Annotated in this window: 27 protein-coding genes; 18 read left to right on the top strand and 9 right to left on the bottom strand. The window is 30.3% G+C overall.

Going from position 1 to position 26,484, the window contains the following annotated elements:
• Positions 1-30: 30 nt before the first annotated feature.
• From ABD715_RS02095 to dnaN, 4 genes are all read left to right on the top strand, one after another.
• Positions 31-888 (top strand): SAM hydrolase/SAM-dependent halogenase family protein, encoded by an 858-nt coding sequence (locus ABD715_RS02095; RefSeq protein ID WP_344786410.1) that lies wholly within the window; start codon positions 31-33, stop codon positions 886-888.
• A 62-nt stretch (positions 889-950) separates the two neighbouring features.
• Complete coding sequence (locus tag ABD715_RS02090; RefSeq protein ID WP_344786409.1) at positions 951-1,247, top strand: putative quinol monooxygenase; 297 nt, start codon at positions 951-953, stop codon at positions 1,245-1,247.
• Positions 1,248-1,313: 66 nt separating this feature from the next.
• Positions 1,314-3,698 carry a gliding motility-associated ABC transporter substrate-binding protein GldG gene (gldG, locus tag ABD715_RS02085; RefSeq protein ID WP_344786408.1) on the top strand — a complete coding sequence of 795 codons (2,385 nt, stop codon included), beginning with the start codon at positions 1,314-1,316 and terminating at the stop codon, positions 3,696-3,698.
• 85 nt (positions 3,699-3,783) lie between these two features.
• Positions 3,784-4,902, top strand: coding sequence for a DNA polymerase III subunit beta (dnaN, locus tag ABD715_RS02080; protein ID WP_344786407.1), 1,119 nt, complete (start codon positions 3,784-3,786; stop codon positions 4,900-4,902).
• Between the two features lie 136 nt (positions 4,903-5,038).
• Here dnaN and ABD715_RS02075 read toward each other — a convergent pair whose 3' ends face one another.
• The gene (locus tag ABD715_RS02075) at positions 5,039-5,377 is read right to left on the bottom strand and encodes a DUF4870 domain-containing protein (RefSeq protein WP_344786406.1); all 339 of its coding nucleotides are present in this window, start codon (positions 5,375-5,377) and stop codon (positions 5,039-5,041) included.
• Between the two features lie 93 nt (positions 5,378-5,470).
• A complete protein-coding gene (locus tag ABD715_RS02070) occupies positions 5,471-6,304 on the bottom strand; it encodes a universal stress protein (RefSeq protein ID WP_344786405.1) in 834 nt (277 codons plus the stop codon).
• 185 nt (positions 6,305-6,489) lie between these two features.
• Here ABD715_RS02070 and ABD715_RS02065 point away from each other — a divergent pair, with 185 nt between their 5' ends.
• The 8 genes from ABD715_RS02065 to ABD715_RS02030 all read left to right on the top strand — a co-directional run bounded on the left by ABD715_RS02065 (position 6,490) and on the right by ABD715_RS02030 (position 13,044).
• Entirely contained in the window at positions 6,490-7,257 is a 768-nt protein-coding gene (locus tag ABD715_RS02065; protein ID WP_344786404.1) for a DUF3108 domain-containing protein, read from the top strand.
• 20 nt (positions 7,258-7,277) lie between these two features.
• Positions 7,278-7,643, top strand: coding sequence for an FUSC family protein (locus ABD715_RS02060; protein WP_344786403.1), 366 nt, complete (start codon positions 7,278-7,280; stop codon positions 7,641-7,643).
• 121 nt (positions 7,644-7,764) lie between these two features.
• Positions 7,765-8,820 (top strand): M28 family peptidase, encoded by a 1,056-nt coding sequence (locus ABD715_RS02055; RefSeq protein WP_344786402.1) that lies wholly within the window; start codon positions 7,765-7,767, stop codon positions 8,818-8,820.
• Between the two features lie 48 nt (positions 8,821-8,868).
• Positions 8,869-9,882 (top strand): M28 family metallopeptidase, encoded by a 1,014-nt coding sequence (locus ABD715_RS02050; protein WP_344786401.1) that lies wholly within the window; start codon positions 8,869-8,871, stop codon positions 9,880-9,882.
• 121 nt (positions 9,883-10,003) lie between these two features.
• Complete coding sequence (locus ABD715_RS02045) at positions 10,004-10,552, top strand: HNH endonuclease (protein ID WP_344786400.1); 549 nt, start codon at positions 10,004-10,006, stop codon at positions 10,550-10,552.
• Between the two features lie 99 nt (positions 10,553-10,651).
• Positions 10,652-11,599 carry an SDR family oxidoreductase gene (locus ABD715_RS02040; protein WP_344786399.1) on the top strand — a complete coding sequence of 316 codons (948 nt, stop codon included), beginning with the start codon at positions 10,652-10,654 and terminating at the stop codon, positions 11,597-11,599.
• A 13-nt stretch (positions 11,600-11,612) separates the two neighbouring features.
• Positions 11,613-12,125, top strand: coding sequence for a hypothetical protein (locus tag ABD715_RS02035; RefSeq protein ID WP_344786398.1), 513 nt, complete (start codon positions 11,613-11,615; stop codon positions 12,123-12,125).
• Between the two features lie 7 nt (positions 12,126-12,132).
• Positions 12,133-13,044, top strand: coding sequence for a helix-turn-helix domain-containing protein (locus tag ABD715_RS02030; protein ID WP_344786397.1), 912 nt, complete (start codon positions 12,133-12,135; stop codon positions 13,042-13,044).
• A gap of 24 nt (positions 13,045-13,068) precedes the next feature.
• On the opposite strand, the gene ABD715_RS02025 is transcribed toward ABD715_RS02030, so the two are convergent.
• The 3 genes from ABD715_RS02025 to ABD715_RS02015 form a co-directional block, all read right to left on the bottom strand.
• Positions 13,069-13,971 (bottom strand): TIGR01777 family oxidoreductase, encoded by a 903-nt coding sequence (locus ABD715_RS02025; RefSeq protein WP_344786396.1) that lies wholly within the window; start codon positions 13,969-13,971, stop codon positions 13,069-13,071.
• A 73-nt stretch (positions 13,972-14,044) separates the two neighbouring features.
• Entirely contained in the window at positions 14,045-14,746 is a 702-nt protein-coding gene (gene mnmC2 / locus ABD715_RS02020) for a tRNA (5-methylaminomethyl-2-thiouridine)(34)-methyltransferase MnmC2 (protein WP_344786395.1), read from the bottom strand.
• Positions 14,747-14,748: 2 nt separating this feature from the next.
• Positions 14,749-15,252: a DUF4920 domain-containing protein gene (locus ABD715_RS02015; RefSeq protein WP_344786394.1), complete on the bottom strand. Its 504-nt coding sequence runs from the start codon at positions 15,250-15,252 to the stop codon at positions 14,749-14,751.
• Between the two features lie 94 nt (positions 15,253-15,346).
• On the opposite strand from ABD715_RS02015, the gene ABD715_RS02010 reads away from it, so the two are divergent.
• Positions 15,347-16,411, top strand: coding sequence for a branched-chain amino acid aminotransferase (locus ABD715_RS02010; protein ID WP_344786393.1), 1,065 nt, complete (start codon positions 15,347-15,349; stop codon positions 16,409-16,411).
• Between the two features lie 62 nt (positions 16,412-16,473).
• Here ABD715_RS02010 and ABD715_RS02005 read toward each other — a convergent pair whose 3' ends face one another.
• Entirely contained in the window at positions 16,474-16,860 is a 387-nt protein-coding gene (locus ABD715_RS02005) for a pyrophosphohydrolase domain-containing protein (RefSeq protein WP_344786392.1), read from the bottom strand.
• Between the two features lie 558 nt (positions 16,861-17,418).
• Here ABD715_RS02005 and ABD715_RS02000 point away from each other — a divergent pair.
• Positions 17,419-18,747 carry a DUF5723 family protein gene (locus ABD715_RS02000; RefSeq protein ID WP_344786391.1) on the top strand — a complete coding sequence of 443 codons (1,329 nt, stop codon included), beginning with the start codon at positions 17,419-17,421 and terminating at the stop codon, positions 18,745-18,747.
• Positions 18,748-19,425: 678 nt separating this feature from the next.
• Here ABD715_RS02000 and ABD715_RS01995 read toward each other — a convergent pair.
• Positions 19,426-21,465: a dipeptidyl-peptidase 3 family protein gene (locus ABD715_RS01995; RefSeq protein WP_344786390.1), complete on the bottom strand. Its 2,040-nt coding sequence runs from the start codon at positions 21,463-21,465 to the stop codon at positions 19,426-19,428.
• Positions 21,466-21,618: 153 nt separating this feature from the next.
• Here ABD715_RS01995 and ABD715_RS01990 point away from each other — a divergent pair, with 153 nt between their 5' ends.
• Entirely contained in the window at positions 21,619-22,644 is a 1,026-nt protein-coding gene (locus tag ABD715_RS01990) for an SRPBCC family protein (protein ID WP_344786389.1), read from the top strand.
• 56 nt (positions 22,645-22,700) lie between these two features.
• Here the strand turns inward: ABD715_RS01990 and ABD715_RS01985 are convergent, their stop codons facing one another.
• The gene (locus ABD715_RS01985) at positions 22,701-23,312 is read right to left on the bottom strand and encodes a DEAD/DEAH box helicase (RefSeq protein WP_344786388.1); all 612 of its coding nucleotides are present in this window, start codon (positions 23,310-23,312) and stop codon (positions 22,701-22,703) included.
• A gap of 155 nt (positions 23,313-23,467) precedes the next feature.
• Positions 23,468-23,914 carry a DinB family protein gene (locus ABD715_RS01980; RefSeq protein ID WP_344786387.1) on the bottom strand — a complete coding sequence of 149 codons (447 nt, stop codon included), beginning with the start codon at positions 23,912-23,914 and terminating at the stop codon, positions 23,468-23,470.
• A gap of 266 nt (positions 23,915-24,180) precedes the next feature.
• On the opposite strand from ABD715_RS01980, the gene ABD715_RS01975 reads away from it, so the two are divergent.
• The 3 genes from ABD715_RS01975 (at position 24,181) to ABD715_RS01965 (ending at position 26,482) form a co-directional block, all read left to right on the top strand.
• Positions 24,181-24,759 carry an archaeosortase/exosortase family protein gene (locus ABD715_RS01975; RefSeq protein WP_344786386.1) on the top strand — a complete coding sequence of 193 codons (579 nt, stop codon included), beginning with the start codon at positions 24,181-24,183 and terminating at the stop codon, positions 24,757-24,759.
• On the top strand, positions 24,756-25,166 hold the full coding sequence (locus tag ABD715_RS01970) for a hypothetical protein (protein WP_344786385.1): 411 nt from the start codon (positions 24,756-24,758) through the stop codon (positions 25,164-25,166). Before ABD715_RS01975 ends, ABD715_RS01970 begins: the two co-directional genes overlap by 4 nt.
• A gap of 110 nt (positions 25,167-25,276) precedes the next feature.
• Positions 25,277-26,482 (top strand): multidrug effflux MFS transporter, encoded by a 1,206-nt coding sequence (locus ABD715_RS01965; protein ID WP_344786384.1) that lies wholly within the window; start codon positions 25,277-25,279, stop codon positions 26,480-26,482.
• Positions 26,483-26,484: the final 2 nt, after the last annotated feature.

Here is a 26,484-nt window from a genome sequence, read left to right as displayed (position 1 = left end):
AACATTAAAAACATATCAACAATTTTGCCAATGGCGATTATTACATTAACTACCGATTTTGGTGAAAAAGATTACTTTGCTGGCGCAACAAAAGGAGCTATTTATAGTGAACTCCCTGATGTAAGAATTGTTGATATCTCGCATTCTGTATCTCCCTTTAATATTCCAGAAGCTGCATATATTATTCAAAACGCTTACAGCAGTTTTCCAAAAGGAACCATACATATTATTGGTATAGATTCTGAATTAAATACAGAGAACAAACATATTGCTATAAAGCTAGACGATCATTTTTTTATTTGTGCCAATAATGGTATTATGAGCATGATTTGTGCAGAAATAGCACCAGAGAAAATTGTAGAAATTAATATACACGACAAAATTCAAACCAGTTTTCCAGTATTAGATGTTTTTGTTAAAGTATCTTGCCATATTGCACGTGGTGGCACTCTAGAAGTTATAGGTAAAACCATTAAAGATATTAAGCCTATAAAAAATATTGCACCGTATGTAAACGACGATAAAACCCAAATTATTGGTAGTGTTATTTACATTGATAATTATGGTAATGTAGTTACTAATATAAAACGTCATTTTTTTGAAACGATACAAAAAGGGCGCGAGTTCGAAATATCTGCCAGAAACTACAAGTTTAAAACCATTTACTCTAAATATAGCGACATTGTTAATTTTGAAATACCAGAAGATAAACGCCATGCTGGTGGTAAAAAACTAGTGGTTTTTAATTCTGGTGGTTTTTTAGAAATTGCTGTGTATAAAAGTAACCCTGCAACAATTGGTAGCGCGTCTACCCTGCTTGGTTTAAGTGTAATGAATACTATAACCGTAAACTTTATTACACCACCTATTCGCACTATAAATAACTAAAAACTGATGTGATTTTAAATTGAAATTGTATATTATTTTACCAATTAAAACAAAAAATTAAAATGCTAGTACGAATTGTTAAATTGAGTTTTTTTGAAAAACATATAGATGAATTTCTAGACAATTTTGAATTAAACAAACTTAAAATTAGACATTTTGAAGGTTGCCAGTTTTTAGAATTATATAGAGATAAAAACAATACTAATGTTTTTTTTACTTATAGCTATTGGAACTCTGAAGTCGATTTAAATAATTACAGAAACTCTGATTTATTTAAAGGTATTTGGAGTAAAACAAAAGTGCTTTTTAATGCTAAACCCGAAGCTTGGAGTGTTAATAAATTAGAATCTCTTAACTAACAATTACGAAATAAACAAAAAACAAGTAACCAACAACAATTAACAATTAACAATTAACAAAAGTAGATGTTCGCTATACTAAAAAAAGAAATAAACTCGTTTTTTGCATCACCAATAGGGTATTTAGTTATTGCTATTTTTTTACTACTAAACGGTCTGTTTTTATGGGTATTTAAAGGCGAATTTAATATTCTAGATTTTGGCTTTGCAGATTTATCGTCTTTCTTTTTACTAGCGCCTTGGGTTTTAATATTTTTAATTCCAGCGGTAACTATGCGCAGTTTCTCTGATGAGAAAAAACAAGGTACTTTAGAGTTGCTATTAACCAAGCCCATTTCTTATTTACATATTGTTTTGGGTAAATATTTAGGCGCATTTGTACTTATTTTAATTGCTCTTTTACCAACCTTAATTTACGTTTATACGGTTTCCCAATTGGGTAATCCTGTTGGTAATTTAGACATGGGTAGCACTTTAGGCTCTTATTTTGGTTTGCTGTTTTTGGTTACAAGTTACACTGCTATTGGTGTGTTTTGCTCTACCCTATCAGAAAATCAAATTGTGTCTTTTATATGTGCTGTTTTTCTTTGTTTTCTGTTTTACATTGGTTTTGAAGGTATTGCAGATTATGTAGCAAGTACATTTATAGAACAATTGGGCATGAGCACGCATTATAAAAGTATGAGTCGTGGCGTTTTAGATACTCGCGATATTATTTACTTTATAACTACTACTGCTTTTTTTATTGTTTTAACCGTTTATGGTATTAAAACCGAAAAACTAAGAAAAACCGATTTTATTAAAATTACTGGCTTATTTATACTCTTGATTTTTATTAATATTACTGCTTTTTCGTTTTTTACGCGTGCCGATTTAACTCAAGATAAACGCTATACACTTAGCAATGCATCAATAAACATTATTAAAAATTTAGAATCGCCAATAGTTGTAGATGTATTTTTAAAAGGTGAAGATTTCCCATCAGAGTTTAGACGTCTGCAACGCGAAACAAAACAATTATTAGAAGAATTTGCTGCAAAAAACAACAATGTACTTTTTAACTTTATAGACCCGCTAGAAAACGAAACCACTAGAGAACGAAACATACAGCAATTAAGCGAGCGCGGATTAACACCAATGCAATTAAGTGTTAGCGAAAGCGGGAAATCGTCTAAAGCAGTAATTTTTCCTTGGGCATTAGCAAGTTACAACAACCAAACCATTACCATACCTTTAATTAAGAATAAAATTGGTGCTTCGCAACAAGATTTAGTATCTAATTCTGTGCAACATTTAGAGTATGCTTTTGCAGATGGTTTTAATAAACTAACACAACCTAAAAAGCGAAAAATAGCCATTTTAAAAGGCAACAAACAGCTCGAAGACAAATACATTGCAGATTTTGTTAAAAAATTAGGCGAATATTACTTTATAGCACCTTTTCCCTTAGATAGCGTTTCTAAAAATCCGCAACGTATTTTAAAGGCTTTAAATAATTTCGATCTTTTAATTTCTGCTAAACCAACAAAAGCTTTCTCTGAAAACGAAAAATTTGTTCTAGATCAATTTACCATGAATGGCGGAAAAAGCCTATGGCTTCTAGACGCTGTAACAATAGAAAAAGATAGTCTTTATAATAACTCTGGTAGTAATTTTGCTATTACTAGAGATTTAAACCTAACCGATTTCTTTTTTAATTACGGTGCCAGAATAAACCCTGTAATAGTTAGCACCTTATACTCTGCACCTATTACTTTGGCAATGGGCGAAGGTAGCGCATCGCAATTTCAGCATTTAAAATGGCCTTATTCGCCACTTGCAGCATCAAACAGTAAACACCCTATTGTAAATAATTTAAACTTAGTAAAATTTGATTTTGCAAACCAAATAGATACACTTAAAAACAATATAAAAAAAACCATTTTATTACAAAGTGCACCTTTAACAAAGCTAGAAGGCACGCCAAAACAAATAAGCTTAAATTTGGTTACACAAGACCAAAATCCCCAAAAATTTAACCAAGGAAACCAAACGCTTGCAGTCTTATTAGAAGGTGAATTTTCATCGGTTTACAAAAATAGAGTAAAACCTTTTAAACTTAATACAAACAAGAGTAAAAGCGTGAATACAAAAATGGTAATTATAGCTGATGGCGACGTTATAAAAAACGATGTAATTAAAAATATACCACAAGAACTTGGCTTTGATAGATGGACCGGAAAAACTTACGGAAACAAAGAATTTTTACTTAATACCGTTAATTTTTTATTAGATGATGGCGGACTTATAAACATTCGATCTAAAGAAATTGCTGTTGCTTTTTTAGATCAAGGTAAAATAGCCTCTCAAAAAACAAAATGGCAACTTATAAACATCTTATTACCACTAGTATTGCTCGCAGTGTTTGGTTTTGTTTTCAACTACATTAGAAAGAAAAAATATACTGCTTAAATGTTAATAAGTTTGTTTCGAATTTTAAATGGTATAGAATATATTTGTAAGTAACATATATTTAAAATTAAAACTACACTCATAGATGAAATTCATAGTATCAAGTACATACTTATTAAAACAACTACAAGTTTTAGGTGGCGTTATAAACAGTTCGAATACATTACCAATATTAGATAATTTTTTATTCGAATTAGACCACGACAAACTTACTGTTTCTGCAAGTGATTTAGAAACTACTATGTCTTCGTCTTTAAATGTAGAAAGTGATAGCGAAGGTAGCGTTGCCATTCCTGCACGTTTACTTTTAGATACTTTAAAAACATTTCCAGAGCAACCTTTAACGTTTGTTGTTGAAGAAAACAACACCGTAGAAATTAGCTCTAATCACGGTAAATATGCTTTGGCTTACGCAAACGGAAACGAATTTCCTAAGGCAGTTGCTCTAGAAGACCCAAGTACAACCATAATAAAAGGCGATGTACTTGCTACTGCTATTAACAAAACTATTTTTGCTGCAGGAAACGACGATTTACGCCCAGTAATGAGCGGTGTATTTTTTCAGTTCTCTACAGAAGGTTTAACCTTTGTTGCTACAGACGCTCACAAACTAGTAAAATATACGCGTGAGGATATTAAGGCTAACCAAGTGGCAGAATTTATTATGCCTAAAAAGCCTTTAAATCTTTTAAAAGGAATTTTAGCAGCTAGTGATGAAGATGTTACTATTGAGTACAACGAAAGTAACGCCAAATTTACTTTTGAAAACTCTGAGTTAATTTGTCGTTTAATTGATGGAAAATATCCAAACTACGAAGCGGTAATCCCTAAAGAAAACCCTAATAAGTTATCTATTGACAGAACACAGTTTTTAAACTCTGTGCGTCGCGTTAGTATATTCTCTAACAAAACGACACACCAAATTCGTTTAAAAATTGCTGGTGCAGAATTAAATATTTCTGCTGAAGATATTGATTACAGTAATAAAGCAGAAGAGCGTTTAACTTGCGACTACCAAGGAGACGATATGCAAATTGGTTTTAACTCGCGTTTTTTAACAGAGATGTTAAACAACCTAAGCGCTACAGATGTGCAATTAGAAATGAGTATGCCTAATAGAGCGGGTATTTTAACGCCAATTGATGGTCTTGATGAAGGCGAACACATAACTATGCTTGTTATGCCTGTTATGCTTAACTCTTAATACTATAATAAACAAAAAATATAAAACTTAAGCAGTAACCTTTTGGGTTGCTGCTTTTTTTATGAATTTGTTTTTTGTCTTTTCAAAAAAAAAGCTCACCATTAGGCAAGCTTTCTAGTTATCTCGTATAATTAAACTAACTAATAAAATTAAGAGATAATGGATATTTTGGAGTTTCGCCACGACTTACCCTTATGGCGTTTAATATAGGAAATACAACAGATATAATACTAAGTACAACAAAACCTAATAAGCCTAAACCAAAAAATAAAATTAGTGGCACACAAATAATACAGTAAACAATTAAGCTTAATTGAAAATTGATAATATTTTTACCATGCAAATCCATTTGGTAAACCTTCTCCTTTTGAGTTACCCAAAGTATTAATGGAAGTAGCAAACTCCCAAAACCTATTATTAAGGTTATTAACTGGCTTAAATGCGCAACTACTAAAAGTTGATTGTCTTGTCTCATTTTATACGATTGTGATTTGATTGATACTTGTATGACGCACCAATTACAAATTTGTTACACAAAAAATTTAAATTTTAAACAGACAGCACCTTTTTAGGCATGCATTATGTAAAAAGGAATGTTAATATTAAAACCTAAAGTTTCTACTTTATGGATACGAAATAAGCGGTTTAAAAAAGAATGATTTTCGGTTAAAAGGGCAAACATTTGTATATTGTTTGTAGACAAATAATGGTCTACTTTTTCTACTAAATTATTATTAGACACTTCCAAACTTTGGCAACTAACTTTAGAAAATAAAGCGTTAAAAAAGTTACTTTTAAAAATACATCTGTTAGGTTTTAAAGCTCCTTTTATTAGTAAAGCGGTTAGATTTGCTTTTCTTAAAAACAATAACCGCTTTAATGGTTTTAATTTATCGACGTGAAAGCTTAAAAAATTATCGCCCATTAAAGCTATAGATTTTAGCTCCGTAAATTTACAACCATTTGGCACCGCTAAAACAGGTACATTACAACATTGCATAGCATGTACTGTATTACTACCAAAAATAATTTTATTTAACCCCGTTGCTCCTTTAGTTCCCATTATTATTAAATCTATATCATGAATTTTAGACACTTGTTTTATAGCGTCAACAAAATTATCGAAATCTACTAAAGCACAAAACTTATGCCTCGGGTTGTTATAAGCGCTTTGCATAGTAGCAATAATATTGGCTATAGATTTTTTCGAAACATCTATTATCGTGTTATAAACAGACGAGGATGCTGCCACAGTCATCATATCATCTGTTATAAAAGTAGATACTTTTTGTACATTAAGAATGTAAAGCTTACAACGCTCTTTTTTAAAAAACTGCATGGCATAATCAATAGCATTAATAGAATTTTTAGAAAAATCTGTAGGTAATAATATATTTTTCATAATTATTATGATATTGGTTAGTAACCAAATATAATTTTATAATAAATTTTAAACTATGATAATTATCAGCAACCCTTTTTATAACTAAAGCAGAAGTAAAAAAATTAGCATAATATTTTTAAGCATCGTATTTTCGGCACAATAAATGTTAAATACAACGTTATTAACATTAAACTTAACCTATTATGAGGGCTTACTATTTAATTTTATCTTTATTTTTTACGGTGTCTTTAAGCGCGCAAAATACAGCTATTGCTGCAGGAGAAAAGCTTACCTACACCGCGTCTTACAACATGTCTGGCATACTAACAGACATTGCACAGGTTACCTTACAAACTAGTAATGTAATGACCTCCAAAACCACTTTATTAAGACTAAAATGTACTGCACTTACTTACAGTAAATGGGATAGTTTTTTTAAAATACGTGATTTGTACGAAAGCTATGTAAACCCAAAAACATTAACCCCATATTTATACAAGCGAGATATTAATGAGGGAAGTTATTTTAAAAACATGAAATACACTTTTAGCCATAAAACTAAAACTGTAAAATCTGTTTTAACTAAAAAGAAAAATTATGTAGAGAAGAAAAATTTCTCTTTTAATTCTGGAACTAAAGACATTGTTTCTACAATTTATAACATACGCCTATTCGATTACGAGAGCATGAATGTTGGCAGTAAAAAAACGGTTACTATTCTTTTTGATAGAAAAGAAAACAAAGCCCAATTAACATACCTTGGCAAAGAAACTATTAACACTGCTATTGGTAGTAAAACATGCTATAAACTAGCTATTAGCGCTAGCAATTCAGACGTGCTAAAAGGCACTAATAGCAATCTTATATGGCTTACTGCAGATGCTAATAAAATTATGGTTTACGGTAAATTTAAAATTCCAGTTGGTAATGGAGAACTAAAAATTAAATCTGCTTCGGGTTTAAAAAACTAACACTAAACAATACACTTATTATGAAAAAAATTTTCACCATTTTAGCACTTATAGCTTCTGTGTTAGCTGTAATTTTATCGGTTTTACCTGTATCAAACTTAGCCATTTTCCCCAGTGTTTTAGCTTTAATATTTGGAGGTATAGCCTTTTATCTATCTAAAAAAGAAGGCGAAGTAAAAAAAATTATTCAGTTTACATTTTTCCTAACTCTAGCCTCTCTTGCTATTGTTACCTACAAAGCAGCTTTTAACGAAACTGAAATTGGAGACACGCAAGATATGGTAGAAAAAGAAACAGAATCTAAAGAAGAAGCCATTGAAGAGCTTGAAGAATTAGATATAGAACTTGAAGATATTGAAGAATTAGAAGACATTGAAATAGAATAGTAGCTGTTTTATTTCATTTTTAATATCTTTGATGCTATATCAACATAATAGTAAACTACAATAATTATTCTCCCGACAAATTAATAGTAGTAAGCAAGCATGTGATTAATTTATAGCACACATGAAAACTTTTTGCATTCTCTCGGCATTAACCCTACTTGGTACCTGCGCATCTACGAGGTACACAACAAAAATTAACAATTTAAAAAATAGCATTGTAATAGTAGACAGTAGTTTGGTTGTTAATTATTATAAAACCATAACTGCTACAGAGCTAGAAACACAATTATATCAATTTGCTTCAGATAAATTTGAAGGTAGAGAAACAGGAACCAAAGGCCAGAAGCTAGCTAGCAATTTTCTAAAAAAATTCTACCTCCAAGAAAAAATACCATCACCTTTTGGTACAGATAATTATTATCAAGACATACCTAAAAGCTTTCTTCCTAAACCCTACAATGCATCAGAAAACGTATTGGCATATATTAAAGGCACAGAAATCCCCAACGAATTAGTTATTATTTCTGCACATTTAGATCATTTAGGTATAGAAGAAAATGGATCTATAAACCTTGGCGCAGACGACGATGGCTCTGGCACAGTAGCAATAATGCAAATAGCACAAGCCTTTAATAAAGCTAAAAAAGAAGGTTATGGCCCTAAACGAAGCATCCTTTTTTTACATTTAACTGCAGAAGAAATAGGCAAACTCGGATCGTCATTTTACACAAAAAACCCGGTTTTTCCTTTAAAAAATACGGTTGTCAATTTAAATATTGACATGATTGGTAGGGTAGACACAATGCACAAAGAAAACCCCAACTACCTATATATTATAGGAGCCGATAGACTTAGTAAAGAACTTCATTATTTATCTGAGAAGGTAAACCACTCCTTTTTTAACATTAACCTAGATTATACTTATAATAATGAAGATGATGTAAATGATTTTTATTCTAGATCAGATCATTATAACTTTGCACGACACAATATTCCTGTAATTTTTTATTTTAATGGTATACACGACGATTATCATAAAACATCGGACACACCAGATAAAATTGATTATCCGCTTTTAGAAAAACGATCTCGTTTAATTTTTTCTACTGCATGGCAAATTGCAAATCAAAAAAACCGACTAGCGCTAGACCTAGACAATAAATTCTTGAAAAATTAAACAAAGAATATTATATTTTTGTAAATTAAAAGTATTAATCATTTTACAATGAAGAAAATAACAACATTACTTATACTCACTGTTTTAATTAGCTCTTGTAGCTCGTCTCAAAGCAAAAAAAAACTACAAGCATCTTCTTTAGTAATAGACTATGCAAAGTCTATTACTAAAGAAGAATTAAAAGAAGCACTATACATTTATGCTTCTAACGATTTTGAAGGCAGAAAAACAGGAGCTTCTGGGCAAAAGAAAGCTGTAGAGTTTATAAAAAAATATTACGTTAACAACAACATCCCCTCTCCTATTGCCAATGGCGACTATTTTCAAAAAATTCCTGAAGCATACTTTAAAGGACGAGCAAGCGGAGACTCAGAAAACGTTATGGCTTACATTAAAGGCTCAGAAAAACCTAACGAAGTAGTTATCATTTCTGCACATTTAGACCATATTGGTGTTACTAAAGATGGCCTTATTAATAATGGAGCAGACGATGATGGTTCTGGCACCGTAGCTCTTTTGGAGATGGCTGAAGCTTTTAAATTAGCTGCAGATAAAGGGCACGGACCAAAACGTTCTGTTTTATTTTTACATGTTACAGGCGAAGAAATTGGTTTATTTGGTTCTAAATATTACGTCGAAGAAAACCCTATTTTTCCTTTAAAAAATACTGTAGCAGACTTAAACATTGATATGATAGGACGTATAGACGATAAACATAAAAACAATAGTAATTACTTATATTTAATAGGATCTGATAAATTGAGTAAAGAATTGCACAATATATCTGAAGCTGTAAACAACAAATATTTTAATATCAATTTTGATTATACTTTTAATGAAGACGACGACCCTAACCGTTTTTATTATAGGTCGGATCACTACAATTTTGCTAAAAACAATATTCCCGTTATTTTTTATTTTAATGGCACACACGACGATTACCATAAACCAACCGATACACCTGATAAAATAGAATACGACTTGTTAGAAAAACGTACAAGATTAATATTTCATACAGCATGGGAATTAGCTAATAGAGACGAACGTGTTAAGGTAGATTAAGTTTAATTACCACAGGTTAAAACTTAAATTACACTTCGTTTTAACATATAGTATACCCAAACAAGGTATAGTAAAATGATTAGGAAATCATTTATTACCAATAATAAAAAAACAAAACGATATGATACGAAATTATTGGAATGAAGAATGGAAAGAAATTGTATTTGATGACAATATTTCTGATAACGAAAAATTTAAAATATCTAATTACGGAAGAATTATAAACTGTAAAACAGATAAAGAGTTTCTAGTTAAAGAATACTTTATAAACGGATATCAAAACTTACCACTTAAACAAAAAAAGAATGGTAAACAAACTAGTAGATACGTGCATAAACTTGTTGCAGAGCATTTTCTAGATAAAAATGATGGTATTTGTGTTTTACATTTAAATTACGATAAGACCGATAATAGAGTAGAAAACCTAAAATGGGCTACAAAAAAAGAAAAAGAAATTCATCAATTTAGCAACCCTGAGTTTAAAAACATTGTTAGGAAAAGGCCATCGAATACTAAACTAACAGAAACAAAAGTTAAACTTATAAAGCGTAAAATAAACGACCCTAACCGAAGAACACGATTAAAAATGATTGCTAAACAATTTGGAATTTCTGAAATGCAACTTTACAGAATAAAAACTGGCGAAAACTGGAGCTCTGTTAAAGAATAACACCAAAAAATATACAAGTATCGTAATTTTGTTTAAACCTTAAAAAACACCTAACAATTACCTTTGTCATATTCTATTTAATAAAAAATAAATTTAAAGATGAATACGAAAACATTTGGTAAAAAAGGATGGACTCCAGAAAAAATAAACAGTTTAGAGGGTAAAACCTACGTTATTACAGGAGCAAATACAGGTACTGGTTTTGAAGCTTCAAAAATACTTTTAAGCAAAGCAGCAACAGTAGTTATGCTTAATCGAAATGAAAAAAAATCTACTAAAGCCATAAATAGATTAAAAAAGCAATTTGGCAGTAATGCAAAAATATCATTTATAAAAATGGATTTAGCAGAACTTGCATCTATACGCCATGCAGCAAAAGCACTTATTAAACAAGTACCGCATATAAATGCTTTAATATGTAATGCAGCAGTTGCACAAGTGGCTAAGCAAGAGTTTACAACCAATGGGTTCGAGTCTCAACTAGGCATTAATCACTACGGGCATTTTTTACTTATTAATCTGCTATTCGGGAAAGTAGAACAAGCAAATGGAAGAATTGTTATTGTTGGTAGCGAAGGCTATAAAATGGGATTAAAAACAATTCAATTCGACGACATGAATTTCAACAAAAATTATCACCCAAATAATACTTATTGTCATAGTAAATTAGCTCAAATAATGTTTGCCTACAAACTACAAGATCGAATTAAAACTGCTAATAAAAAGGTAAAGGTCTATGTGTGTCACCCTGGCGCATCAAAAACATCTTTAATAAAAAAAGATACATCTTTAATTACCAGAATAAGTTGGTCTATACTTTCAAATTCGCCATTAGTACAATCTGCAAAAAAAGGCGCTTATCCAGAAATTATGTGTGCCACAGAAGGCAACTTAAAAGAAAAAGCTTATTACGGTCCTACAGGTATAATGAATTGGATAGGCCCTGTTGACGAATGCGAAATAGAATCTTTTGTTTATAACAAAATTATTGCAGATAAACTTTGGAGTATTTCGGAAAAAGAAACAAATTGTAATTGGAATTTTTAATTTGATATAAAAAATGGAAATATTAAAAACAGCAACCGATTGGGCAAAATCTGAAGTTTTTTCAACCCAATTTTTCATTATTTTCGGAATATTATTTGTTTTAGCCAGTTTAGGCTTTTGGCAACTAGGAAAAACCGATATAGCAAGAGCATACATTATCCCTTTTTTAGTAGCGGGTATATTACTTTTAATTATTGGTTTTGGGTTGGTCTATACAAACAAATTAAGAATTACAGAGTTTGAAACAGCTTATAAGAATGATGCCATAGCTTTTATAAATTCTGAACTTGTACGCGCAGAAAACACTTTAAAAGAATATCAAACCATTGTTTTTAAAGCAATACCTTTAATTATAGCCACTTGTGCGCTAATTATTGTATTTATAGACAAGCCTATTTGGCGAGCTAGCATGATTACAACTATAGCAATGCTAATTGTAATTCTATTAATTGATGGCACAGCACATTCTAGAATTAACAACTATAATACACAGTTGCAATTGGCAAAAGAACTATTAAAAAATTAAAACAAGCATGAAACACTTCGAAACACTATCGTCTTATTTTAATTATATGCAGTTACCTAGTCCAGAACATCCTTTGCTAAGTGTATTAACAGCAGGAGCAAATAATTTTCTTCCGTGTCCAATAGATCACTCTCCTCCTATTACCAATAATTGTTATTCTATAAGTTTAAAAAAGATAATAAAAGGTCACTTGAATTATGGACGCACAAAATATGATTTTACTAACGGAGCGTTAATATGTATAGCACCAAGACAAGTATTACAGTGGGATAACAGTGTAATATTTGAGCAAAAAGGATTTTCTATAAATTTTCATGAAGATTTTCTTAACGGGACAGAATTAGCTCAACAAATTAAAAAATACAGTTTTTTTTCTTACACTGTAAACGAAGCCTTGCACCTATCGCCAAAAGAAGAAAAGCAAATAGAATCTATTGTAGAGCACATAGAAATAGAATACCATAATAATCCTGATGCTTTTAGCAAAGACATTATTATATCTCATTTAAGCACTCTTTTAAAATATACCAATAGATTTTACGAAAGGCAATTTTTAAATAGAAAAGAAATGTCTCATGATTTACTAAAAATATTTAACCAGCAGCTTGAAGCACATTTTGAATTGAAACCACAACAAAACATAGGTATTCCTAGCATAGAACAGTTAGCCAATAAAATGTTGGTTTCGCAACGCTACCTTAGCGATACTCTAAAAAAAGAAACAGGTAAAACAGCTAGCGAACATATACAATTGTATCTAATTAATGCTGCTAAGAATATTTTGTTAAAACCTAATAAAACCATTGCAGAAGTAGCTTATGAATTAGGTTTTGAATATCCGCAATATTTCTCAAGGTTATTTAAAAAGAAGGCAGGCTTAAGTCCAACAGCATACAGAGAAAAATATAAAATGAATTAAAATATTATTGTAGAATTTATTATATCATAACAAATCTTCCAAAGCTGGTTTTAAATGATGATATTCAAACAAAAAATTTTGATCTTCAATTTTTTTAGAACTTACCCTTTGGCTATCAAACAGTAACTGATGCATATCGCCTAAAATAATTTTCATTACAAATTTAGGAATATTAGGTAATAAAAGCGGTCTATTTACAACTTTAGCAATAACTTTTGTTAAAGCCTTATTTGTTTCTGGATTAGGCGCTACACCATTATAAACGCCATACAACTTCTGTTCTAAAAGAAATAAAAACATGTTTGCTAAATCTGAAATATGAATCCAAGACTGCCAGTGTTTACCATTTCCAAATGCTGCACCAACACCAAACTTAATAGGTTTAACCATCTCTGGTAAAGCGCCTCCTTTATAAGACAATACTAAACCTGTTCGTATTTTAGAAACATGTATATCTAACTTAGAAAACCCATCAACAGCAGCTTCCCATTTTTTTACTACCTCACCTAAAAACGAATCGTTTTCGCCATTAAAAGACTCATCGTAATAATTCGTTAAAGAATCTGGGTAAACGCCAATAGCACTTCCAGAAACAACATGTTTTATAGAGTGAGTTTCGCCTTTTAATGCTTTAATTAAAAGCAATGTACTATTTACTCGGCTCGAAATAATTTTATTTTTATAACTAGGTGTCCAGCGGTTAGATATACTTGCACCAGCTAAATGTATAATGGCATCTACATTTTTAAAACAAGCTGTGTCTATTTCTTGATTTTCTACATTCCAATAAAAACCTTTGTAATTATTTTTTTGCTCGATTTTAGATTTTCGAGTAGTTAAATAATTTACATCAATATTTTGTTGGTGACATTTCTTAACTATTTCATTTCCTATAAGCCCAGTGGCACCAGTAATTAATAAGCGCATTTTTTATTTTAAAGTTACGAAACATATAAACCAAAGACTATACATTTACATTAGGTTTAACATTTGTAGTGTATTAACATCCGCTTTTCTTTGTGGCCCGAAGCATTTCCCTTTTGCCTGGAGGCCCTGGTAGACGTTCTACTTCAAAACCAACCGACTGCATAGCCCTGCGTACGCTGCCTTTAGCAGAATAGGTAACCAAAACACCATTGTTTTGTAAAGCTTCATACATTTTTAAAAATATAGACTCTGTCCATAGTTCGGGTTGAACCCGAGCTCCAAATGCATCAAAATAAATAAGATTGTATTTGCTTTTATCTTTAATTTCTGCAAAAAATAAATTAGTTTTAGTGAGTTCAAAATTTGGAGTTATTTTATGAGCCTCTTCCCAGCTTACATCGTGCAAAGTTTTAAACAAAGAAGCCTCGGTATTATTTTTTAATTCTGAAGCATAATTAAGCTTATTAATTTCTTCTCCCAAAACAGGATAACCTTCTACACCATTATAACAAATATTCATTTCTAATGTATTTGCCTCTATAAGCGTAATAAAGGCATTTAACCCTGTGCCAAAACCAATTTCTAATATAGATAAGTTTTGAGACGCATCCTTAAAATTTGCATGCGGTAAATTGTATAGGTAATGCAACCCACTTTTTATAAATACGTGATACGCTTCTTGAATTGCTCCATGTTTAGAGTGGTATTGCTCATTCCATTCTGGCAAATGTATGGTAGACGATCCGTCTCCTGTTATTACAACTTCTCTAATCAAAATTATGGCTTTAGCAAAACACCATCTGCCTCAAAAGAAAGCGTGCGTTCTGGATTAATTATACTTGCTATTTTTTCTGGAGATTCGCCTGCATCTTTTGCGTAATGCCTCAACTCTTCTACAGGTACTTCCTTTATATAAGCCTTACCGTTAATTATAACTTGTTTTCCTTCTATATCTTTAGGTACAAAAAAGCCATAATCTTTAAATTTAACCATAACCTCGTTACCATCTTCTAAATCTAAAGTCATCCAACACCCTTTAGCTTTGCATACACCAGTAACTTTGGCTCGCATTTTAGATGGCACACTGTCGCCAATACTCATGGTTTTATAATGAGCAGCCATCGATGGTGCTTTTATGGCGTCTATAGCTAAAATTTCTTTTCCGAAAGATTGGTAATTAACTTTGGTTATTGGCTTAATTTCTACATCTTTTTTAGAACCTTCGTTTTTGCAAGATGTTACAAAAAAAACAGTGATACATACTAATAAAGCAATTCGCATAACAATAATTTATTTTTTTTAAAGGATTTGTGTAAATATAGCATTTTTTAAAATCCATTTTACCTAAATTTGTATCATATAATAATGAAAAATTATGAGTACTATAATTAACGATATTGAAATAATTAAAGCAGAGACGTCTAAAATTAAAGACATAGATTTTGATAATTTAAAGTTTGGTAGTGTCTTTTCTGACCATATGTTAGAATGCGATTTTAAAGATGGTAAATGGCAAAAGCCAAAAATAGTACCATATCATCCAATTACTTTAGATCCTTCTGCAAAAATATTTCATTATGGACAATCTGTTTTTGAAGGTATGAAAGCTTACAAAGACACTAATAATGATGTTTTTTTATTTAGACCTACAGACAATATTAAGCGTTTAAACATTTCGGCTAAACGTATGGCTATTCCAGAATTACCCGAAAATTATTTTATGGATGGTTTAAAAGCTTTACTAAAGGTTGATGAAGCTTGGATACCAACAAACGAAGGTAGCTCTTTATATATTCGTCCGTTTATTTTTGCATCAGGAAATGGCTTTCACGCTTCGCCAGCAAACGAATATAAATTTATTATTTGTACTGCACCTTCAGGATCTTATTTCTCTGGTAAAGTAAAAGTTTTAATTGAAGAAACTTATTCTAGATCTGCTAATGGCGGAGTTGGTTTTGCTAAAGCTGGAGGTAATTATGCTGGGCAATTTTACCCAACACAATTGGCTATAGATAAAGGCTACCAACAAGTTATTTGGACAGACGATAATACACACGAGTATATTGAAGAAGCTGGTGCCATGAATATTTTTGTTAGAATTAACGACACTTTAATAACAGGGCCTACTAGCGACAGAATTCTTGATGGTATTACTAGAAAAAGTATTATTGCCATTGCAGAAAGCAAAGGAATACCTGTTGAAGTTAGAAAAATAACTGTAAAAGAAGTTGTAGACGCTGCTAAAAATGGAGAGCTTAAAGAAATGTTTGGGGCAGGTACTGCTGCAGTAATTTCGCCAATTGCAGGCTTTGGTTATAAAAACGAAGATTTTGATTTACCAGAATTAAAAGAAACCTACGCTAGTTTATTAAAAAAGCAAATTACAGATATTCAAACCAATAAATCTGAAGATTCTTTTGGTTGGAGGTATAAACTTTAACACAAAACATAATTTTAACAAAAAAAGAGAAGCCATTAGCTTCTCTTTTTTTGTTTTGTATTTTATTTGTTTAAAATATCTGCAATGTTAGGTTTAAAATAGTTTGGGCCTTTTAAAACCTTACCATCCTCTCTATAAATTGGTTGGCCATCTTCTCCAAGTTTACTCATATTACTACGCTGTATTTCTTCAAAAACCTCCTCTATTTTATACTGCATACCGTGTTCAATAATGGTACCACATAAAATATAAAGCATATCTCCCAAGGCATCGGCAACTTCTACTAAATCGTTATTATTTGCAGCCTCTAAATATTCTTCATTTTCTTCCTTCATTAAATTAAAACGTAGGGTATTTTTATCTATACCTAAATCTGCTTTAGGCGTTTCTCTATGCCCAATTTTAAATGCTGTATGAAAAGCTTTTACAGCTTCTATTTTATTTTTCATAAATAATTATATTTTTAATTTTCTTGAAGAAGAAAATCTTTTCTATTTCATTAAATTCGCATAAAAATAACATATGTTTAGTAACGGTCAAATCATTTTTGGAATTATCTTTTTTGTAGTTTTTTCTATTGTTATTGGTTTTACTTATCGTAAAGATTTAAAACTACATAAGCGCTTTTATTCTGGCAGCTATTGGGTTTTAATTGCTTTTATTACTTTTATTCTCTCTATAGTAGCTATAAAATTCATTTTTAAGTAGTCTTTTTTTATTTTCTTAATCAAAAAAAAGAGACCATTAAATTATCATTTTAATATCTAAATACAAATCTCTAATTCTAAAAGAGACAAGGCTAAAATTAAATACAGTTTTTAATAATTATAAAAAATGATGATTTAGCAGAGAAAAGAGGCTTTACCTTTAAATTATTAAAATTTTGTTGACGAAAACTTTTCGATAAATGGGTAAAAATACCTTGTCTAAAGTACCCCCTTTTTCCTTTAGCATTTGTATTTTAGACCCCAAAACTTAACAAACATTAACAATAATTTATTTACAACATGATTAAATTAAAAACTTTAACAGTAATGGTTTTATGTGCTTTTGGTTTTATAAAGCTAAGTGCACAAAGCTACATTGGTAATACCGCAGACAATTATTCTGGTATACAATCTCTTACTGCAAATCCATCTAATGTGGTCGATTCTAAATATAAAGCAGACATTAATTTATTTTCTGCTAGTGTTTTTGGTGGCTCAGACTATTTAGGATTAAGTGTAGGAGATATTATAAACTCTGACGAAGGTTTTGATTTTGAAACTGATGCAGAAAAATTCCCATCGAATGCTAACAATTTTTTTATGAATGTTGACATACTTGGTCCCTCTTTTATGTTTAACTTATCTCCAAAAAGCAGTATTGGTGTTGTTAGTAGAGTAAGAGCCTTTTTAAATATTAATAACATTAGCGGAGAACTTTATGAAGGTGTTGCAGATGAATTTGATATTGACTATGACTTCGATTTTGATTCTAAAAACCTAACTGGAAATATTCATGCATGGGCAGAAGCAGGAATTGTTTATGGGCGTATATTAGTAGATACAGACAAAAACTTTTTAAAAGGAGGCGTTACTTTAAAATACTTACAAGGTGCTGGAGCTCTATTTATTAACAGCCCTGGTTTTGAAGGACAATATACTGCAAGCACTAAAGAATTAGCTACCCAAGGTTCTTTAAGCTACGGAACCACTGAAGGTTTTGATAATGACGATATTAATTTTGACAATTTAAGTTCTGGTTTTGGTGCAGATATTGGTTTTACATACGAATACAGACCTAATAAAGTAAAAGACTCTTTATTTTCTAGAAAACAAAACAAATACAAATTAAAAATAGGCGCTGCCATTACAGATATTGGTTCTATAAGTTACGACAACAGTACAGTAACAACTTACGATTTAAATGAAACAGTTAATGCTTCTGATTTTGATGATGACACAGAACAATTTCTAGAAGATAATTACGAAAGTACTGAAGAAAAAATTACACAAGAATTAAAATTACCTACAGCGCTTCGTTTATTAGTAGACTACCAAATAAAAAATAAAATATACATAAGTTTACAAAGTAACTTATCGCTTATAAAAAACAATACTCCCAATGCCAATACGGTAATAAATACAGTAACACTTTCTCCTAGACTAGAAACTAAATGGTTTAGTATATACTCGCCAATTAGCCTAAGACAATATGGAGAATTTGCTTGGGGTGGAGGTTTTAGATTTGGTCCATTAATGGTAGGGTCTGGATCTGTTTTATCTAATCTCTTATCAGATTCTACAAAAACTACCGATGTATATGTTGGTTTAAAAATTCCTATTTATCAATAAAAAAATCATTATACATTACTATAAGACCTTCTGCATTGAAGGTCTTTTTTTATACCATTTATTTTAGTAAAAAATCTTAATTAAAATAAAGTTAAACAAATTGATAAACCAAGAAATATATAAATTATCACGAATTAAAAGTTAGAATTTATTACATTTGATTATGCTAATAAATTCTTAAGCTCGAAATTTTGTTTTAAAGCTTCTTTTTAACAGCATATCCCCACTATTTTTTTTGAACAATACACTTTTATTCATGGTTAAAATACTGCAAATAGATGCATAGCATTTAGTTGTTTAAAATTAACATTTATTATAATATTTTAAGTAAAAATTGTTTAATTAATAATAGCAGGGTTATGTAGGTAACTTTAACATTAACGCAATTTTATAAAGGCTTTTCGAAAGAAAAGCCTTAGTTTTTTTTTATAAGACAAAGTATTACGAGTAGGAAAAAAAGGTTTTTACCTGTTTTATAATAAAACATTAAAATTTTACGCAACCTTTTTGAGGTTTATGTATCTTACTTAATAAGTAAACAATACTACATGCAAGTTTTATTAATAATTAGCTTTCTTTTAGCCATAAATATTATTCTTTTAGTATTTAGTGTAAATAAAAAAACAGACCCTTAACTAAAGGGCCTGCATTTTTCTGTTTGACTAATTCTAATAATATTTAATTAACTTCTGGTAAGAAGTTATAGTCGCGACTGTAGTTTAACATTTGATCTGTAAAACTATCAGGATGTGTTACTTTAATCGCTACTATATCCCCATTTTCATTTTTTTCTGGTACTAAAACAGGGTTTACATATCCGCTATATGGCGCAGATGTAAATTTCTTATTGCGTTCTAAAACTTCTGCATGAATGCCTTGATCTACTTTTACTCCGTAGCCTTCAACTAGAGCTTCAACAGCAGCGTAATCTCCTTCAGATTTTATGCGCTGTGTCTCTCTTAATAATTCACCAAAAAGTACACGTAACTTATCATAATCATTTATATTAAAATATGTTTTACCGTTACGTTTTATTTTTTCTATAACATTATCTTTTTTACCTTTTTCGAATACCCAAGCAGAAATCCATTGTCTGTTCCTCATATGCGCCTCTTCTACATTATCACCTATGTTTAAACGAATTAATTGTTTCATTAATCCATTACTTATATATGCATCATAAGAAGCCATTCCTACTTTTTTCCAATCATCTACAAGACCTAATTCTTGCAATTTAGGATGGTACATATAATATAATGCTACCAAATCGGCACGCCCTTCTTCTAGGGTAGATGCATAATTTTTTAAAGTTTCTTTAGTCTCTCCAACTCCAGGGTTTAATTGTCCAGAAGCATGCCCAATAACCTCGTGCAAGGCAGTCTCTAATTTATCTGCTAATTCTCCATATTTTTTATGAATAGCCAATTCTTCTTCATCATTAACAAACTCTTCCAATCGACCAGAACTACCAGCATTATTACTTGCATTTATAATATTTCCTAACGATACAGACTTGCTACCAACCTCTGCTCTAATCCAGTTTGCATTTGGTAAATTTACGCCAATTGGTGTGCTTGGCGAAGCGTCTCCAGACTCTCCAGCAACATTTACAACTTTATAAGTAACGCCAACAACATTCTTCTTTTTATGTGCATCAATTAATGTAGAGTTATCTTCAAACCACTGTGCGTTATCCGATAAAACCTTCATTTTTTGAGACATGTCAAAATCTGTAATTTCTACTATGTTTTCATAAGACCCTCGATAACCCAAAGGGTCGTTATACACTTCTATAAAACTATTAATGTAATCAATATTACCTTCGGTAGCACTTGTCCATGCGACATTATAGTCATCCCAAGTTTGTAAATCTCCAGTTTTATAGTATTCTATTAAAAGACCTAAAGCATTGGCTTGCTTATCATTTTCTGCAACACCTTTAGCTAATTCTAACCATTTAATTATTTGGTCTATAGCAGAGCCATAAAGTCCGCCAGATTTATAAACGCGCTCTTTTAAAACACCATTTTGTTTTACCAATTGAGAGTTTAAACCAAAGGACAATGGTTTTTCTGGATTTGGCATTTTTTTAGCCTTATAAAAACTTTCTACATCTGCATTTGTTACGTTGGGTCCATAAAAATTAACCGCAGATAAGGCTACATTATCTACTCCTTTAGCTTGATTAACTTTTTTACTATCTACCTTATTAAATATAACATCGAAAGCTTCACCTTTTAAAACAGTATTAGTACTTGCCAATAACTCTTTTAAATATGCAGAAGAAAAAAGTGGCTTAATTTTATCGTTAGAATAATGATGATGAATTCCGTTGCTAAACCATACACGTTTTAAATACGTTTCGAATTCTTGCCAATTAGAGGTTGATTTATCTCCTTTATAATTTACAAAAATATGCTCTAACGCCTTTCTTATAGCTAAATTATGGCGGTAGTTTTGGTCCCAACTAATATCTCTACCAGCATAACCAGCTTGTGTAAGATAATATACAAGTTTTTGCTCTTTTAAAGTTAAAACATCCCAACCTGGTATTTGATATCTTAATACTCTTATATCAGCAAAACGATCTACTTCTTTATTAAAGGTAATATCTTTTTTACTAACTGTACTTTCTGCTTTAACCTCTTTAGTTTCTTTTTTACAAGAAAAAAAAGATACTAGCATTAGCATCAAACCAAATAATAATTTTAATTTCATAAAAAATAGTTTAATTTTACTTTTAATAAGTAATTGTTTATTTTAAAGCGCAAATTTAAATAATATCTTTAAATAACCATTTTTAATTACGAAAAACTTATTCTTATTCTCTAAAACTAATAATTCTCTAATTTAAACTAAAGTTTAATAGTCATGAAAACTTTTAAATACCTCTCTTTTCTATTCTTAATACTTTTTATTGGCACCTCTATATACATTGCTGTGCAACCAAACGAATTTTCTTTTTCTAGAAGTAGAGATATTAAAGCACCAAGCGTTTTACTATTTAATAAGGTTAATGACTTTAAAAATTGGCCAGAATTTTCGCCTTGGATAGAGCAAGAACCTCATGCAGATCTTAATTATGGTGATAAAACATCTGGAATAGATGCTTATTACGAATGGAATGGAGAACTATTAGGAGAAGGCAGTGTGAGAACTTTAAATTTAGAAAAAAATAAACAAATAGAACAACTTATAACATTTATAAAACCTTTTGATTCTAATTCTAACATAAATTGGACTTTTGAACCAACAGAAACTGGCACTAAAGTAACTTGGGCTATGAAAGGGAAACAAGATTTTATGACCAAAATGTATACCACTTTTGCTGGTTCTATTGAAGAAAACACTTCGCCTGATTTTGATAGAGGTTTATATAAGTTAGACAGTATTGTAACTGCAGGTATGCAAAAAAACAGTGTAAAAATAGATGGTATAACAGAATATGGTGGTGGGTTTTACATGTACAAAACTACATCTGTTTCTGGCTCGAATATTAGTGAAGTTATGGCGAAACAATATGGAGAAATTATGAGTTATATGTCTAAAAATAATATTGTTTCTAACGGAATGCCTTTTACCATTTATAATGAAATGAACCCTGAAAATGGCAATATTATAATGAGCAATGCCATACCTGTAATGAATAAAATAAATGTTGAAGATGGTAGCGAAGTTTTATGTGGTTTTATTCCAAAAACAAAAGTTTTAAAAACGACTTTAAAGGGGAATTACACCTATTTACCTAAAGCTTGGAATGCTGCAAAAGCTTATATTACTCAAAATAATATAGCTACATCTCCTATTAACCCTTTTGAAATTTATAAAACAGACCCTGGCAATACACCAAACCCAGCAGATTATATTACAGAAGTATATATTCCTTTAGAAGAATAAACAAAAGCTATTGAATTATATAGAAGAAAAGTAAAATAGTTGGTGCTTTAAAAAAATTAGAGCTTATTTACTTGTGCATTGTACATAAAAGTATCTTGCCAGCGCTCAAAACGTTTATCAAAATTTTCAGAGAAAATTAAATATTGGCATTTACCTATACTTTCAGGTGTTCGTGTAACTTCTGCAAAAGCATTATTACCTAACAAAAAATCTGCATCTTCAACAATACACATTTGTAATTTATTTAAATTTATTCCATTTAAGTAAAAAATCTTGTTTAAGCGTTTAGGTGTTGCAATAACAATATCGGTTCCAAAATAAATTTCATCTTTTTGGTCGTCTATACTTTTCTCTTCGTATGCACAATAAACACGTAAATCTGTTCCTCGTTTAAAGGCATTAAACTCTAACTCTAAATTTAAAGCAGCCTGTTTATCTTTTACAAAAATTAAAACACGTGGAGCATCTTCAAAAGCTTTCCCTTTTAGTTTTTGAATAACACTTATTACAATACTTGTTGTTTTACCAGAGCCTCTAGGAGCTATTGCAAACATACTTGCTCCTCCTTTTATTTTTGATAATATTTTTTTTTGAAACGGTAATGGATCGCTAAACCCCTTATGTTCTAAAATATTTTTTAATGGCTCTATTAATTTTTTAAAAGGCATACTTGTAATTTAATTTGAAGCAAATATAACCGAAATAAAAAAAGACTCTCGTGTTTTAATAGCCTTTATAATATTATACATGCAATTTTTAAGGTTTAAAACTCTAAACCTTTTTTTAATCGCATTTATCGTAAATGTTTTTTCTTGATTTATTTTTATTTATCTAATAATCGCCTATGATAATTAATTTGCCCTAAATGATACCCTAAGTGCGTTGTTAAATGTGTTAAAAAGAAACCAACTGTCATAGGTTCTTTAAAAACATTTATAGGATAGGTGTTTTCTAAATCTTTATCAGATAGTTTTGCTACAATTTCTTCTATCATTAACTCAACATCATCAAGTTGATTTATTAAATCCTGGCGAGAAACATTTTTTAAAGAGAATTCTAAATCTCGTTTTCTTACATAGCCAGTATTTCCTATAACAGCACCTATAAAATGATTTAAACCACCAACAATATGCAAACTTAAATTACCTGTAGAGTTATTTATACCATCTTTAAGTAACCACATATTAGCTTCACTACTATAAGCGTTAATTTCTAGTTTTACGCTATTTAAATCACGCTTAAATAACTTTATTAAAACATTTTGCATCATATCTTAGGTGTTTTTAAAACTTAATTTTAGCAATTATAACATGGTTTTATAACTATACAAACTTTTTAACTATTATTTATTAATAACTTTTAATGTGCTTTAGTTACTGTTAGTCTTTATAAAATTAAGTGCCTTTTAAAGAAAAAAAGCAAATTATATCGAAAATTACATACAGATTTAAATTATAAAAAATAATGTACTTACTTTCGCTGTGCTAGTATAAATGAATTTTATTTATTCTTTTTGCTATTAAAGTCCCATAAAAAATGATAAATTTTAAATCTTTAAAGAACGATATACCAAAGCCTATTCGTCTTTTTTTAGGTAAAGCTTTCCTTCTATTTATTGTATGGAAAATTGTTTACAATATTTTTTTATACGATTCTAGATATTTAGACCATCCATTAACCACTAACGTGGCAGATGTTTCTGTATATGTTTTAAATAATTTAGGAGACATGTCTGGTTTTACATCTGTTAGAAAAATAGATAAATATCCTTTTCAAGGTACAAAAGCTGAATATGAAATATCTGCTATATACCACCACGACAATGTAATTCTTCATATAGCAAATGTATGTAATGGTCTAGAATTAATGGTGCTTTATGTTGGATTTATAATTTGTATGCCTGCTCTATTTTGGCGAAAAATAAAGTATATTATACTAGGACTTATTACTCTCCATTTAATTAATATAATTAGATGTGTTGGACTTATATACCTTCGAGAATACTACCACCAATACTTTGATTTTGCTCACCATTATTTGTTTAACGCTATGGTTTACACAGGAACTTTATTAATATGGATGTTGTTTAGTCGTAAAATTAATTTAAAGAAATGAAAATCTACAAATCTGATAAAGTACGCTTTATAGCTGGACTTATATTAATAATAATAATTTACACTTGGTATTATTTATATATTGCTGAAAACAGAGATCTCGACCACATTCCTACAAAAATAATGCACCTTATTGGGCTAATTACTACTTTTGCTATATACTTTATAGGTACTTTCCATCTTGGAAAATTAAAAGATAAATGGTTATCATCTTTATGGCATTTGGTACACATTTCTGGCTTAGCCATTATTGTTTTTATAGGCTTATATCATTGGCTAATTTCAGAAATTACGCTTGATACTAAACATTTTGCTCGTGGAGTTCAAGAAATATTAATATCTCCTGTGCTTTATGTTGCTATGGGTTTGATAAATAAAAGTTTGAATAAAAAAACAAATATCGAGTAAAAAAGTTCGCTAAAAAAACGTTTGGTTTTTATGGAAACTTTAACACTAACACTACTGTTTTATTAGGTTAATTTAAAGCTTCTCCTCTTTTATTATTCTACTTTTGCACTATGCAAAAAGAGAATACATTTAAATTTGAGTTTGTTGCTTTAATGGCTTCGTTAATGTCTATTGTAGCATTGTCTATAGACGCATTACTACCTGCTTTACCAGAAATTGGAAAAACACTTAACGTAACAAACCACGAAAATAACCAACTGCTTATAACCATGATTTTTCTTGGTTTAGGTTTTGGTCAGTTAATTTTTGGACCACTTTCTGATAGTTTTGGAAGAAAACCTATTGTATATTTTGGCTTTATTGTTTTTATTATAGCCAGTATTATTTGTGTTACCACAAAAAGCTTTGAATTAATGATTATTGGACGAATATTTCAAGGTATTGGGCTATCGTCTCCAAGAAGTTTAAGCCTATCTATGATTCGCGATTCTTACAGTGGTAATTACATGGCCAAAATAGTATCTATAGTTGTTATGTTTTTTATTTTAATACCAATTATAGCACCTACTTTAGGGCAAGTACTTATAAACCTGTTTAATTGGCAATCTATCTTTTATTTTAATCTTATTTTTGGAATTGGAATTATGATTTGGTTTTCGCTAAGACAGCCCGAAACCTTACCAAAAGAGAAAAGAGCTAAATTCTCTTTTGATCTTTTTATAAAAGGTACTAAAGAGTTTTTTAAGCATAAAGAAGCTGTGGCTTTTACAGCTGTTTCTGGTTTTATAACAGGCTCTTTTATGGTATACTTAAGCACCTCGCAACAAATATTTCAAGAGCAATATAATTTAGCCGAAATGTTTCCTTACATATTCGCAAGTTTAGCTATATCTATTGGTTTAGCCACTTTTATGAACAGTAGACTTGTAGAAAAATATGGTATGCTTCGCATATCGTTTAGCGCAGCTGTAGCCTATGCATGTATATCTTTGCTATATGTTGTTTTGTTTTGGTCTGGTAAAAACCCACATGTGGCCATTTTAGTTAGCTTTTTTGCTGTACAATTTTTTGCTGTGGGCTTTCTTTTTGGAAACTTAAGAGCTTTGGCCATGGAGCCACTTGGGCATATTGCAGGTATAGGAGCTGCTATTAATGGTTTCTTATCTACTGTAGTTGCAGTACCCATAGCAAATTACATTGGTGGGTTTGTAGAGCTATCTGTGTTGCCTTTATTTATAGGTTTTTCAGTTTTTGGTATTCTGTCTGTTCTTGTTTTTATATACCACAAGAAAAAATTAGTTACAATAATTACATAATT

Source organism: Postechiella marina (genome assembly GCF_039538365.1).
GTDB lineage: Bacteria > Bacteroidota > Bacteroidia > Flavobacteriales > Flavobacteriaceae > Postechiella > Postechiella marina.
The sequence above is the reverse complement of the archived record's forward strand: the minus strand, read 5'-3'. Positions and strand labels throughout refer to the sequence as shown.

Coding starts and splice junctions, on each gene's coding strand:
- ABD715_RS02095 (WP_344786410.1), top strand. CDS start 31: ATGGCGATTATTACATTAACTACCGATTTTGGTGAAAAAGATTACTTT.
- ABD715_RS02090 (WP_344786409.1), top strand. CDS start 951: ATGCTAGTACGAATTGTTAAATTGAGTTTTTTTGAAAAACATATAGAT.
- gldG (WP_344786408.1), top strand. CDS start 1,314: ATGTTCGCTATACTAAAAAAAGAAATAAACTCGTTTTTTGCATCACCA.
- dnaN (WP_344786407.1), top strand. CDS start 3,784: ATGAAATTCATAGTATCAAGTACATACTTATTAAAACAACTACAAGTT.
- ABD715_RS02075 (WP_344786406.1), bottom strand. CDS start 5,377: ATGAGACAAGACAATCAACTTTTAGTAGTTGCGCATTTAAGCCAGTTA.
- ABD715_RS02070 (WP_344786405.1), bottom strand. CDS start 6,304: ATGAAAAATATATTATTACCTACAGATTTTTCTAAAAATTCTATTAAT.
- ABD715_RS02065 (WP_344786404.1), top strand. CDS start 6,490: ATGAGGGCTTACTATTTAATTTTATCTTTATTTTTTACGGTGTCTTTA.
- ABD715_RS02060 (WP_344786403.1), top strand. CDS start 7,278: ATGAAAAAAATTTTCACCATTTTAGCACTTATAGCTTCTGTGTTAGCT.
- ABD715_RS02055 (WP_344786402.1), top strand. CDS start 7,765: ATGAAAACTTTTTGCATTCTCTCGGCATTAACCCTACTTGGTACCTGC.
- ABD715_RS02050 (WP_344786401.1), top strand. CDS start 8,869: ATGAAGAAAATAACAACATTACTTATACTCACTGTTTTAATTAGCTCT.
- ABD715_RS02045 (WP_344786400.1), top strand. CDS start 10,004: ATGATACGAAATTATTGGAATGAAGAATGGAAAGAAATTGTATTTGAT.
- ABD715_RS02040 (WP_344786399.1), top strand. CDS start 10,652: ATGAATACGAAAACATTTGGTAAAAAAGGATGGACTCCAGAAAAAATA.
- ABD715_RS02035 (WP_344786398.1), top strand. CDS start 11,613: ATGGAAATATTAAAAACAGCAACCGATTGGGCAAAATCTGAAGTTTTT.
- ABD715_RS02030 (WP_344786397.1), top strand. CDS start 12,133: ATGAAACACTTCGAAACACTATCGTCTTATTTTAATTATATGCAGTTA.
- ABD715_RS02025 (WP_344786396.1), bottom strand. CDS start 13,971: ATGCGCTTATTAATTACTGGTGCCACTGGGCTTATAGGAAATGAAATA.
- ABD715_RS02015 (WP_344786394.1), bottom strand. CDS start 15,252: ATGCGAATTGCTTTATTAGTATGTATCACTGTTTTTTTTGTAACATCT.
- ABD715_RS02010 (WP_344786393.1), top strand. CDS start 15,347: ATGAGTACTATAATTAACGATATTGAAATAATTAAAGCAGAGACGTCT.
- ABD715_RS02005 (WP_344786392.1), bottom strand. CDS start 16,860: ATGAAAAATAAAATAGAAGCTGTAAAAGCTTTTCATACAGCATTTAAA.
- ABD715_RS02000 (WP_344786391.1), top strand. CDS start 17,419: ATGATTAAATTAAAAACTTTAACAGTAATGGTTTTATGTGCTTTTGGT.
- ABD715_RS01995 (WP_344786390.1), bottom strand. CDS start 21,465: ATGAAATTAAAATTATTATTTGGTTTGATGCTAATGCTAGTATCTTTT.
- ABD715_RS01990 (WP_344786389.1), top strand. CDS start 21,619: ATGAAAACTTTTAAATACCTCTCTTTTCTATTCTTAATACTTTTTATT.
- ABD715_RS01985 (WP_344786388.1), bottom strand. CDS start 23,312: ATGCCTTTTAAAAAATTAATAGAGCCATTAAAAAATATTTTAGAACAT.
- ABD715_RS01980 (WP_344786387.1), bottom strand. CDS start 23,914: ATGATGCAAAATGTTTTAATAAAGTTATTTAAGCGTGATTTAAATAGC.
- ABD715_RS01975 (WP_344786386.1), top strand. CDS start 24,181: ATGATAAATTTTAAATCTTTAAAGAACGATATACCAAAGCCTATTCGT.
- ABD715_RS01970 (WP_344786385.1), top strand. CDS start 24,756: ATGAAAATCTACAAATCTGATAAAGTACGCTTTATAGCTGGACTTATA.
- ABD715_RS01965 (WP_344786384.1), top strand. CDS start 25,277: ATGCAAAAAGAGAATACATTTAAATTTGAGTTTGTTGCTTTAATGGCT.